Source organism: Flavobacterium micromati, assembly GCF_900129585.1.
Lineage (GTDB): Bacteria > Bacteroidota > Bacteroidia > Flavobacteriales > Flavobacteriaceae > Flavobacterium > Flavobacterium micromati.
In genome coordinates this window covers 20,150-32,580 of record NZ_FQWF01000019.1, presented here as the reverse complement: position 1 = coordinate 32,580, position 12,431 = coordinate 20,150, and the positions used below count along the sequence as shown (strand labels likewise).

Sequence of the window (12,431 nt, the reverse complement as noted above, 5' to 3'; positions counted from 1 at the left end):
CATTACGATAACTCCATAGTGTTGACGGCATGTAATCGGTTCCGTTCAACCGCGGGTTCATTGTTCGTTCTTCGAACGCAACGAAACCCTAGCTGATGGCAGTAGTTTTTTATTTTTTTATGTCCAATTTCTCGTTTAATAAATTTTCAATTTCCGTCATTAAAATCACACTACTTGTTCTAATTTTGTCTTTCTCAAAAACTGCAAAAACGTGTAAATCACTTTTAAAAAAAGGAAGTAATGATTTTTCAGCGTTCATTGACCTTATGTATGATTTCATAAAGACGTCTAATTCTTCATCGCTTTTTGGTCGAATAATTATTTCATCAATTGTTCCACCTCTAAACTTTTGTCCAATTAAATGTAAGTTCTTATTTTTTAATTCTGTTGCGTCTTTTATCTTCATTTCTGTTTTTTATTTTACTTTTATGAAAACTACATAATTAGAAAGTGTTTTTATTTTTTCGGTTAATAAAGTTGTTTTACTAAATGTTATTTTAGGTAAATCTAGTTTATCATTCATTTCATCAATTAGCAATTTTAAATATTTAGTTTTAATTGCATAATTTACGTTGTCAGTTTTACTTTTGTCAAGACCTGATGAAGTAATTCCAACTAAAGTTCCATTATTGTCAAATAATGGACCTCCGCTATTTCCTGGCTGAATTGGTACAGATATTTGATATGTTGAAATATCTCCTTTAAAACCTGACTTTGCATTAATTTTTCCATCTGTAAATTTAATTTCTTCGCCCATATATTGAGTTAGAGGAAAACCTAAAGCAAAAACAGAATTACCAACCTCTGAAATCTCATCGTTAAAATTATAATTTATTGAAGAAAGCGGAATAAATGAATTATCAATAATTTTCAAAATTGCTAAATCACTTCTTTCGTCTGAAATTATAACTTTTGCCAAATATGATTTATTATTAATATTAACTTGTATTTCTTTTGCTTCATCAATAACGTGATGATTTGTTGCTATATAACCATTTCGGTCAATGAAAAATCCTGTACCTGATGGTTTCCAACTATCTTTAATTTGAGAAACTATTTTTGAGTTTGCATCATCATCATAAGTTGGATACATTTTTAAAAATACATAATCATCACCTTCTCCTGTTTCTGATAGTGTTTTCATTGTTGCATTAGAAAAAGTAACATTTACATCTTTATTATATGCTTTGTTCAACATAAACCAATTTGATTTAAATATTCCAAAAGTTGCAGTTTTTTTTAAAGTTGCTTTTATATCACCCTCTCTCCATCCTGTACCTCTTGCACCCGCTAAATAAATGATTTTGTATTCATTATTCTCTTTTAGTACTGCTAATTTATATTCTAATTGTGAAGAAACTCTTTCATAAATTCCTTCAATATCTGATATTCCGTTTTTTTTCCAATGTTCGATTAATTTATTATAAGTCCATTCTGTATCAGGATTTGCAGTTTCATAAATAGTTCCTATGTCAGTTAAACTGACAAATTTTTTATTGTTTAATTTACTTTCTTTTACTGGTTCGTATATTTGTTCAATACCAATTTTACCAAACTGTGGAAAAATTTTGAAATAATATTTTTGTCCTTTTGAAACGTTAAAACTAACTTGTGAAATCTTATCACTTGTGGTTCCTAATGCAGTTCCATAAACAGATATTCCTATTGTGTTTTCTGTGAAAACTTTGTATTCTAAATATCCTCCATTTTTTAGTTCACAAATTTTCTTATTGTTAATATAGATATGGTCTGTTACCATTGAACCTACAAAATTTGATGGTCTATAAATATAAACTGTAGCATTATCATTTTGAGCAAATGTGTTTAAGCACATTAAAAGTAAAAAAAAAGTAAGTGTTTTATTCATTATTATTATTATTATTTATGAATGTTAATATGTGCGGTTTCGTCAATAAAATTACTGCCATCGTTTTGTGGCTTTGCGTAGTGGCGAATTTCGACGACGAAACTTTCAATTTTGCACTAAAGTTCAATTGAAAAACTGAACTTGAATTTAGTACTAAACCCGCCATTACGCAAAACCGCTGTTACCTGTAGTGCCTATTCCTCGTCTTGGTTAAATTCGTTATATGTGTTCGTTTTCATAATGTCAATTTTGAAATTTTGGTTGTCAGATTTTGTAATAATTACGCTGTCAAAACCAAGTTTATCCAATTTTTCAATAGTTGCCAATTCGCCTTCTTTTAGTTGTAAAACTTTTCTTAAAAGCCAGTCAGAAAGTGCTTTATTTGGATTTGTCATTAATGCTTTTGAATTTTCTTGACAAACTTTTGCACTAAATATTTCTCCTGTTGGTATTTGCAAATTAAAATCTTCGTCTCTTTTTGGAAAGAATGTTGGATATTTTTTATGCAATTCCGAGGGAATTGGAATGTATATTTCGCCAAAATTTCTTTTTCTTCCGTTCGCATTCCATTGATTTAAACCGCTACGTTCAAAAATGAATTTCTCTTTTTTCTGAATACCGTAAAGTGGCAAAATTACATAATTTTCGCCTTTTACAAGTTTGTCAGTTGCAGATTTTAAATCTTTGTTTTCCTCAAACAATTCAAGAAGCAATGAATATGGGTCTTCAATTATTTCAATTGGTAAACGAAAAGCATTTTGCGGAATAATAAATTTTCTAAAAAGTGTACTTTTTGAATAATTGAAAGTATACAAATTATTTCCATCTTCAAATTGCAAACTTGCTTTATTATCTTTAACAGAATGAATATTAGCAACATCGATAATGTTGTAATCAGTTTCATAAAGTAAAAGTTCTTTTTCTTTTCGAGCAACAATATGATAAAGTGAATTTTCAATATCGTAAACTCGATTAGCTAAATTAATTCTATCATTTCTAAATTCTCCAAGTTTCAAAGCCAATTCTTTACCTTTAAAATCTTTTAAAGTTCTCGATAGAGAATTAAATTCGGCAATTTTTTCGGTACTCGAATTTCCACTACAAACAAAAGTTTTCAATCCAACACCAATAGAATTATAATTCGCATCAAAAGCCGTGTCAGAACGAGAAAGATTTCCAGCATCAAAACTTCTACAAAATATATTTTCTGCAACACGATAATTAATGAAAGGAATAGCACTTTCACTGAACAAACCCGAAAGTTTTGAAACTGCTGAAAGCAGTTTCAAATAATTTCCGTTTTTTTCTATGTCGATTTCTGCAAATGATTTCATAAAACTTTTATGATTTGATTTGCAATTCTTTCTACTAAATTAGTTGTTACAGAGTTACCTGCTTGCATATATAATTTACTATTTGCAAGTTTTGGTAAAATATATTTTTCTATAGGATAACCTTGAAACGCAAAACATTCTTTTGGTGTTAATTTTCTAATTCCAAAATCATCTTTAATAAGCGGAACGTTGTGTCCACCAGAACCCATATTTGCTGTTAATGTTGGACAAACATTACTCTTGTTTTCTCTTGCATAAACTCTACGCCACTGATAAACAGTGTCTTTTGAAAGCATTGTTTTTGCAAGTTCTGGATAATATTGATGGTCTTTTTTGTAATAATAAATATCATCTTGTTTGCCTTTCTCTAAAATGTCGTGAATAGTTTTTGTTAATTTGATTTCCTTTGGAAATTCAAATTTTTCAAAATTTTTCACCTGTTTTGGGTCAAAAGCAACAATAAAAATACGTTCACGATTTTGCGGGACGTTTGCGTGAGTTGCAGAATTTAAAATTTTATGAAATACTTTGTAGCCAAGTTTAATTTCAAGTGTTTCAATTATTGTTTTAAAAGTATTTCCGTTGTCGTGAGAAACCAAATTTTTCACGTTTTCTAAAAACACAACCTTTGGTTTGTGTTTTTCTACAATTTGCTCGATGTCAAAAAATAAAGTTCCTCTTGTGTCTGCAAAACCTTTCTGATAGCCTGCAATTGAAAATGCTTGGCAAGGAAAACCTGCACATAAAACGTCAAATTTTTCGGGAATATAATTTTTATTTCGCTCTTTAGTTATGTCACCAAATGGAACTTCTCCGAAATTTTCTCGATACGTTTTTTGAGCTTCATTATTCCATTCGCTTGTAAAAACACATTTTCCACCTACGTTTTGTAGTGCTAATCTAAATCCGCCAATTCCTGCAAATAAATCAATGAATTTAAAACTATAATTTTCGGGAGTTGGAAACGGTACGTTTTCAACTTCAAAAAGTAATTGTTGTAAAGCATCTTCTGCAACTATTGAAGGTTCTGTTTCAATTTGTTTGTATTCCACAAAGTTTTTTAGTGTAGAAATTGCGTCTTTTTCGTAATGTTTTTTTACACCATTTCTGTAATTATGCAGGTAATGTGTCAAAACGGCTTTTTCTTCAATTCCTTCAACAAGCCTTATTTGATAGCTTTTACCATCAAATTCATTTATACTTATTGTCTGTTTTAAACTCATTTTATTGTCTGTCAAATTAGGTGGAAAGGTACAAAAAAATAGTTGATTTCCTTTTCGGTTGTCGTTTTTCTGCGGTTCGCTGGCATTACAGGTAACGTTGTTGCAGCTATAAGCAGTGGCAAAGTACGGAATTGGATATTTTCGGCTAAGATAAAAGTTCTTGCGAAACGAGATTATGAACTTAAAACAAAACTTGCCATTGCTTATAACTGCTGTTAGGAGCTGGCTTTTTAACTAAATATAAATTTTAAACAAACATTTTATGACAACAAACATTTTATTATTCGCAAACATTATTATTTTGATTTTTGGTATTTATTACATTATTTACAAAAATAAAGTAACAAAAGACAAGTTCATTGAAACATTAATTGACAATGTGAATTTACAGAATATCAATTTAGAAAACTGTTTTTCAAAAGAAGTTATTGACGTTTATTTTGACGTTTTAAAAAATACTAATGATTGGCAAACAGGAAGTTGTGTTTTAGAAAATAAGAAAACAAAAACATCTATTTGGACTTCAAACGAAATACAAAATAGAGCGTTTTACAGCCAAGATTCAGAAATTAAAAAAGAATTAAAAGTTATAAATGATAAATTGACAAAATACGACAAAATACTATTAGATAAAATTGCAAAAAATTATCAAAATAGAGAAAGTGGCTTGGTTACACGATTTTTTCTGTAAGCTTGCTCCTAACGTTCCGGCGCTTCGCATCAGTTGCGAAATTCGGAACCGATTATTTTCCACTAAGATAATATTTTTTGCGAAACGTGAACGTGAATTTTAAACAAAATTCGCAATTGTGCGAAACGGCTGTTGTACGTTCGGTTGCCTAAACAAAAAGTTCTTTTTTAAATTGATTTTTGCGCAATACTTTCCACAATACTTTCCGCAATACTTTCGACAACATTTTTAAACTTTCACTTTTTTGTAAATACTTCATTATTCACAAAAAAAATTCGAGCTTCGCTAGCAATTCTATTTTTAGACGCCGCAATTTTCCGCAACAAATTTTCACGCAAACTGTTCAAGTTTCAACTTTCCAATTTCAGTTTTTTAGCTGCAACTTCGGAATCACTTTTTGTGTATTTCGAGTTTTCAATTTGTTTTATTTACGGCGATTTTTATGGTCGTAGCAACTGACGTACAACGTTTCGCAGCTACACGTCAGTTGCGAGCTTCGTGACCGTTTATTGTCAGCTAAAATAAGTAATTCTTGCGAAAGATATTCGTCCGGCTTGCAAAAGTTTCGCAATTGCGTGTAACTGCTGTTAGGCGAAGATTTACTCTTCCGCAAAACCATAATTTTCGTTTATTTTCAAAATCCACTTTATTTTAGAATATCTTTTTCGAAGTGTTTTTTCTAAACAGTCATTTTTGTCTTTGCTAAAATTAGTTAAGTCAACAAATATTTTTTCTGCTTTTGGAAGTGCATTTATTTTATATTCTAATTCGTCACAATTATCATTCAAAAATTTTACATACAAAGGATTTGTAGATTTGACGATAAAGATTTCATCACTAAAATATCTTTGCGAGTTTTCTATCGCATCTTCAAGTTTAGTTTCGTCTTTAAATAATTCAGCAACTATTTCATAAGTTTTAATAATTAGTTTTCCTTCTTCAGAATTTCTATTTGGTGAGAAAAATGTTTTATTTGATTTTACTTTTTGCTCATTTTCAATTTCTAAATTTATCGTTATTCCATCATTTGGTGGAAACTTATCAGATTTAAATTTAGATAATTTTTCTAAAACACTTTTTAATTCGTTGAATTTAGAATTTTCTACTTGAACTTCAAATTTAATTTCTTTTGGTAAAAACTTTCTAACACTTACTAAATCTGTTGAATCAATAAATCTCCAAGTATTTTTTGAAATTGAATCTGCAAGAGAATATTCATATGGAATCGAAGCTATAACTTTCTTTGAGTTGTTGTCTGTTTCTATTTTAAAACTGCCGTAAAAAGAAGGAGATGAAAAGAATGTAAATTTTTCTATTTCAGATTTTCCTTTTTCTGAACAGCCAAGAATTGTAAATAATAATAAAATTATGAATGTCAAATTTTTCATTAAGGTTTCTTTTTTACGCGGTTCCCAAAATTTTCGCCTAACGTTTCGCGGCTTGCAGAAGTGGCGAACTTCGTGACCGATTATTTTCGGCTAAGATAAAATTTCTTGCGAAAGATAAACGTGAATTTACAACATATTTCGCCATTTATGCAAACCGCTGTTGTGCGTTCGCTTTTTTATTTATTCAGCTCATTTTCAATTTCTTTAATAAGTTTGATTGCTTCTGGTCTTACATTTTCGTCATAAGCTCTTATGTTATTTTTACCAACCCTAACAAGAAAAAATAATGATTTCTTAAATTTCGGATCTGCGTATAACTGTGCGTCTGATTTATCTGCATTTTCTATCATCTTGTCAAAACACTTGAATAGAAAATCATTATAAATTTTATCCACTTCATTTGTTATCGGTGCTCGTTCTTGGTAATAGGTTAATATTTTTTGTTTTAATACTTCGTCCTCAATATAGCCAATTTTACCACTGGACTTAAAAGCTTCGTAATTAGCAGTATTTAGTTTTCTTCCTTGGGAGTTGACAGGGAAATGGACAATAGCTTTAGATTGCTGAATACTGTCAAGTTGCAGAGGGGTAAGTGCTAAAAGTTTTTCATAACCAATATTTGTTTTTGCGTATTCTCCTTTAACTTGATCTAAAATCTTAATATCATTTTGCAAGTCGCTTCTTAAATTACTAAGAAAAACAGCAACTTCTTTTTGTTCGTGCTTATGTTCACTCCAGGAATGAAGCCATATTGAAAGTGATACTGCAAAAACAATTATAAAAATCTCTATAACTGTTTCTGTTACTTTTTCTTTAGTTGAATGGCTTTTATTGATCATGGCTGAATGTAATTTTTTGGAGTGTTTTATTATTTCGTCTTGCATATTTTGTTTTTGTAATTTTAAATTTGGCTGTTTGTGTCAGTTTATTTTAGCACGCTATTTAATTCAACTAGTTCAAAGTCATCATTATTTTGTAATAAGTGTTTTAATATTGGGATGTGTCCTTGCCCAAAAATTAAAATAACATATTTGTCTGAAGGTTCAATTTGATTTATAATATTTGAAAAAATAGCAAGATTTCTTAAATACCATTCTGATACATATTCTGCTCCTGCAAAATTTTGACCAGCTCCAATTTTTGTTAAAAATTTTAGATATATTGATAAATTTCTTTTTAATTCTTCTGGTTTATTTATGTATTTTAAAACTTCGGTTATTGTGCCTTTTTTCAATTGATTATCGTAATCATTTATCATTGCATTTCCCTCCGTCCCTAAATCTTGTAGCACATAAAGTTGATTATTTTCTTTTGCGGTAGCAGCCATTAAGCTATCATGCATTCCATAAAATTTATCTATACAGTTTATGCGTTTTAAATTTAATTTTTTTCCTAACCTGAAGCCAATTTGTTCCCTTTCTGAAACTGCAAGTTTATAATGACCAGTTGAATAGGCATTATACAAACTGTCGGTTATAGCTTGTTGATTAAATGGTTTTTCTATCATCACTTTATCAGCATTTGTTCTTTTCAAAATTCCGGTCAATTCTTCCAATTCCTGCTGTCTTTTGGGAGCTAAAAAATCGTCAGTTTTTAATTCAAATTTATCTAAATGAGGCGTCTCGAAGTGAATTGTCCCAATCAATAAGATTTTAGTTTTATGTTTTGATTCTTGTGCAGAAGTTATTGTTACAATTAAAAGAGTAATTAAAAATGTAGAAATTGTTTTAATGTAAGTCATTTTTTTAGTTTATTTTTTTTAGTTTATTTTTTTTTCAAATTACCATTAGATGTTGATTAGTTATTTCTGTCGCTAGAAAGTGACGCACAACGTCCCCTTGCTACAAGAGGTTTGGGATTAAATTAAGCCTTGTTTTCGGATTTGCCTAAACTTCCCAAATACAAGACCATTTTTAAATTAAGCCAAATACCCAAATCGCTTGTAGCAAGTGTTATGAGCTGTAACAATGTGTTCGTTGATCAAGTCTGATTGAATATCAATATTATATTTTATTATGAAATACTTTAATTTCCGAAATTATACATTGTGTTTCGTTTTCTTAAAAAAAAATAATAATTTTCCCACTGGAGATAATTATTCTATAGGCTTTATTACAATTGACGATTTTTTTGTTCCTGTGAAAGTAATTGTAGAAACAGTGTAGTTTTTATACTTATATACGATTTTGAACCCATCATCTAACAAGATATCTTCAACGTAATTTATTTCAGATGAACTCTTTATTTCATCAATATATTTATCATATGTTTTTTTATTCTTTATGAGGAGACTGAAAAATTTCTTATCTTTATTGATAATGATTTCATTATCGTCTTCACAATGATAGCAAGGTTCTCTGTCGTTTAAACGGTAAGCACCAAAAAATAAACCATTATATATCCATCCATTATCCATAAGTTGTTTGATCATTTGAGTTATTGGCAACTCTTGTATCTCTAGAATTTTATTTATAGGTAGTTGTTGAGCATTACCACTTACGCTAATAAATAGTATTATGAATAATATTTTTTTCATTTTACTTGTTCTTAAGTTCTAGTTGCTGATATTTAATGAAATCTTTGAAAGCTTTTTCTTTTTCTCCTAATTCTTGGTATGCTAGATGTCTGTTGAAATATGCATTTTCAAAATTATCATTTAATTTTATCGCTTTATCAAAGTCCTCAATAGCACTTTGATAATGTTTTAATTTGATTTTTGCAATACCACGAGTATTATAGGAGTCTTCATAATTTGAATTTAATTCTATTGATTTTGTGTAATAATCGATTGCTCCATAATAGTCTTTACGGTCAAATTTTACATTCCCTTCAATAAAATAATAGGATGATGTTTCTTCAAGCATATTTTTAATTATTTAATCGACAATTAATTAATTATGCCAATCATTTTGGTTTGTATATAAAATAAACATTTTTCTCATATTCAAATTCTATTTAATTTGAGAAATATTTCGATGGATTTGCTATTAAATTTAGTAATGTTTTTTCAAACTTTCACAACTTAATTCAAATCATACACTCGTTTCCGTGATAGTTATAGCTCATAACGTCTCGTGGCTTTGAGATGGTGGGGAAATCGTAATCGCTAATTTTTCGGCTTAACGAAAACTTGATGCGGAACGATAATTCCACTAAAACCCCACTATATCAAAACCGCTGTTGGCGGTTCGGTTTTTTATTCATTGGTTAAAGTTATGTCTCTTGTGAGATTTAAACTTTCTATGAAATTATTGAATTTTTCTAGATTTAATTTTGGAGAAGATCTAAGTTTATCTTCTCTACTTCTTTCATCTTTCTGACCAGGTTCAATTTGAGTAAAATTCCTTGGGTTTGCATTCGGAAACAAACTTATATCAATCATATAGGCAGAATATCTTTTTCCATCGCTAGGAGCAGAGCTAATATTAGGATTAACCAAGTGGAATAATCGTAAATCAACTAATTCTTTTACAGCTTGATTTATTTTTGGGAATTTTAAAACATCATTATTCGAAACTAAAAATGCATTAATTCTTTTTTGATTTATTATTTCTTCTTTAACAAATTCCAAATAGTGTTCTAATACTGATTTTTCTTCAGCTGTATCAGTTTTAAATGCTTCCATTTTATTTGGAAGATTTTCAATACTACAATCTATAACATTTGGCTTAGAAACGTTTTTTACACCATTTTGCATCTTACTTCCTAAATTTATAAATAATGATAAAAAATCTCGTGGCACACCTCCAGAAGCTAAGCACAAGAAGCGAAATGCATTTTCAGTGAGAATATCGTCATAATCAATATTAACTCCCACTTTGTTATTAATATGCTCAAGAAGTGATTTCATAAAAGAAACTAAACCATTAAAGTCATCAAGAGTATAATCCAAGTTTAATGATTGTATATCGTGACCAATTTCAACACCAACATATGTGTCAGTTTGTATGTATAAGCTAGTTCTATGCTTGATTGTTGCAATTTTTAAATATAATCTTGTGTTTTTTGAAATTCTATGGAAAAAGTCAATAAAATAAGGCTGTTCGTGTTTTCTGATAAAATAAAAGTCATCAAAAATCAAGAAAATATCTTTGTTTAAAAATAGTGTAGTTTCTTCTATTAATTCTTTAAAATTTGAGATTTCATTTTTAAGTTCATTTAATTTATCTTTTAAAATTTCACGGCTATTTTCATATTCATCAGCTAATTCACTGGATATTTTAGCAGAACTTTTATCAAAACCAGTGCTCGCTTCACCACTTAATTTGCTGGCTTGTTTCTCTTTTATATTTTGATTATAAGTATCTGGTTCTGAAATTTTGGTCTTTAAATCACTAATATAATTGTCAATTTTTTTTATTAATGCTTTTTGTTTTTTCCACTGATTATAATTGAAAACACTATACTTTCCGTCTATTTCTTTTTTGAACTTCTTAATTACACTTATCAAAACTTGTGAAATTGAGTTTGGAAAACTAATATCTTTGAAATCTTCAATATTAATTGTAATGTACAATTTGGTCGCTAAATCTGTGCTTTTTAGTGATTTTAATAGTAAAGATTTTCCGGAGCCTCTTCTTCCGAAAACTACTTGGTTTTGCTTACTATTTAATCTTTCAATATGGCCTTTTGGATCTAAATACTCAATTGTAGTTTGTTCAGATATTCTTATGTTTTCTTCTATGAATCTTAAAACTTTACTTAAATCAATATTATTCATTTTATATTTTTAGTCGTTATTTTTGGCAAACTGACCGCCAACTAGTTTATAGGCGAAACAAACCTTCGCATATTCACCCAAATATGGGTAGATTGGCGAAGGTTTGTTTCGCTTTATTAATTTTCAAATATATAAATAATTTTCTACAAATCATCAAAAGGACTTTTTATTTGTTGAATACTTTTCGTACTAACGTGCGTATAAATTTCAGTGGTTTTGCTACTGCTGTGTCCCAATAATTCTTGTATGTATCTCAAATCGGTGCCGCTTTCAAGTAAATGTGTTGCGAAGCTGTGTCGCAACCAATGTAACGTAGCTGGTTTAGTAATTCCTGTTTTTCGCAAGGCTTGTTTTAAAACTAATTGTAAGCTTCTAGAATCGTATGGCATTCCTGCCATTTGACCTTCAAATAAATAGGTTGTAGGTTTGCATACAATGTAATATTCGCGAAGCATTATTAGTATTTTAGGACTAAGGGGCACAATTCTATCTTTTTTGCCTTTTGAATTTTTGAGGATTACTATATTTCTTTTGGAGTCGATATGCACGGGTTTCATAGCTAACAATTCGCCACATCGCAAACCACAACTATAAATCAACGAAAGCATTGTTTTGTGTTTGATATTAGCGTGTGCTTCTAAAATCAATTTTACTTCTTGCTTACTCAAAACATTAGGCAAAACTTTGGAACGTTTTGGGCGATGAATTTTATCTATTTCAATTTTTGTTTCTCTTATGGTGCTGAAGTACAACTTAATTGCATTGACAATTTGGTTTTGGTAGGAGGCTGACAGTTTGTTTTTTAGGATATACTCGTTGTTGTAAACAATTACATCTGCATTGTCAATTTCTTCAATGGCTTTGTGTTTATAAAATACTAAAAATGATTTTAGCGCATCGCAATAAGTCGCAAGCGTATTTTCGCTGTACCGTTTAGAACGAAGCCACTGCTTGAACTTTTCTATCTGCGCAATTCCTTCAACCGATGGTAAAAAATAGCTTGCTGATTCTAACTTAAATCGTATTCTGTTTTCATCGGTATCTGGTAAATGCCACGCTATTAATGTTTGGCTCCATCTTGCGCCATCAATTTGCTTGATGCGCGCAATTAAATCGGCGTCTTTTTTAAAATAGACAGCGATTCGCTTTTCCTTTTTATGTGTAAGTATTTTTGCTTCCCAAACCATAATCAGTTGTTTTTGAGTGAC

The 12,431-nt window shown here is 29.5% G+C and carries 12 protein-coding genes; 1 reads left to right on the top strand and 11 read right to left on the bottom strand.

Translation table 11 applies throughout. The features are described 5' to 3' along the window. Positions 1-109: 109 nt before the first annotated feature. The 4 genes from BUB42_RS15555 to dcm all read right to left on the bottom strand — a co-directional run bounded on the left by BUB42_RS15555 (position 110) and on the right by dcm (position 4,424). Positions 110-406 (bottom strand): hypothetical protein, encoded by a 297-nt coding sequence (locus tag BUB42_RS15555; RefSeq protein WP_073022031.1) that lies wholly within the window; start codon positions 404-406, stop codon positions 110-112. A 9-nt stretch (positions 407-415) separates the two neighbouring features. Next, on the bottom strand, positions 416-1,867 hold the full coding sequence (locus BUB42_RS15550) for a trypsin-like peptidase domain-containing protein (protein WP_073022029.1): 1,452 nt from the start codon (positions 1,865-1,867) through the stop codon (positions 416-418). A 194-nt stretch (positions 1,868-2,061) separates the two neighbouring features. After that, positions 2,062-3,201, bottom strand: coding sequence for a phospholipase D-like domain-containing protein (locus BUB42_RS15545; protein ID WP_073022027.1), 1,140 nt, complete (start codon positions 3,199-3,201; stop codon positions 2,062-2,064). Next, positions 3,198-4,424 (bottom strand): DNA cytosine methyltransferase, encoded by a 1,227-nt coding sequence (dcm, locus tag BUB42_RS15540; RefSeq protein ID WP_211517694.1) that lies wholly within the window; start codon positions 4,422-4,424, stop codon positions 3,198-3,200. The genes BUB42_RS15545 and dcm overlap by 4 nt, the downstream gene beginning before the upstream one ends. Before the next feature lie 262 nt (positions 4,425-4,686). Here dcm and BUB42_RS15535 point away from each other — a divergent pair, with 262 nt between their 5' ends. Further along, positions 4,687-5,115, top strand: coding sequence for a hypothetical protein (locus BUB42_RS15535; protein ID WP_073022025.1), 429 nt, complete (start codon positions 4,687-4,689; stop codon positions 5,113-5,115). Between the two features lie 599 nt (positions 5,116-5,714). Here the strand turns inward: BUB42_RS15535 and BUB42_RS15530 are convergent. The 7 genes from BUB42_RS15530 to BUB42_RS15500 all read right to left on the bottom strand — a co-directional run bounded on the left by BUB42_RS15530 (position 5,715) and on the right by BUB42_RS15500 (position 12,410). Beyond that, a complete protein-coding gene (locus BUB42_RS15530; RefSeq protein WP_073022023.1) occupies positions 5,715-6,503 on the bottom strand; it encodes a hypothetical protein in 789 nt (262 codons plus the stop codon). Between the two features lie 176 nt (positions 6,504-6,679). Further along, the gene (locus BUB42_RS15525) at positions 6,680-7,387 is read right to left on the bottom strand and encodes a DUF6090 family protein (RefSeq protein WP_073022021.1); all 708 of its coding nucleotides are present in this window, start codon (positions 7,385-7,387) and stop codon (positions 6,680-6,682) included. A gap of 41 nt (positions 7,388-7,428) precedes the next feature. Then, the gene (locus tag BUB42_RS15520) at positions 7,429-8,244 is read right to left on the bottom strand and encodes a DUF5694 domain-containing protein (RefSeq protein WP_073022019.1); all 816 of its coding nucleotides are present in this window, start codon (positions 8,242-8,244) and stop codon (positions 7,429-7,431) included. A gap of 354 nt (positions 8,245-8,598) precedes the next feature. Beyond that, positions 8,599-9,039, bottom strand: coding sequence for a hypothetical protein (locus tag BUB42_RS15515; protein WP_073022018.1), 441 nt, complete (start codon positions 9,037-9,039; stop codon positions 8,599-8,601). A gap of 1 nt (position 9,040) precedes the next feature. Further along, positions 9,041-9,367, bottom strand: coding sequence for a tetratricopeptide repeat protein (locus BUB42_RS15510; RefSeq protein ID WP_073022016.1), 327 nt, complete (start codon positions 9,365-9,367; stop codon positions 9,041-9,043). A 332-nt stretch (positions 9,368-9,699) separates the two neighbouring features. Then, positions 9,700-11,223 (bottom strand): hypothetical protein, encoded by a 1,524-nt coding sequence (locus BUB42_RS15505; RefSeq protein WP_073022013.1) that lies wholly within the window; start codon positions 11,221-11,223, stop codon positions 9,700-9,702. Positions 11,224-11,366: 143 nt separating this feature from the next. Beyond that, positions 11,367-12,410: a tyrosine-type recombinase/integrase gene (locus tag BUB42_RS15500; RefSeq protein WP_073022011.1), complete on the bottom strand. Its 1,044-nt coding sequence runs from the start codon at positions 12,408-12,410 to the stop codon at positions 11,367-11,369. Between the last annotated feature and the right edge of the window lie 21 nt (positions 12,411-12,431).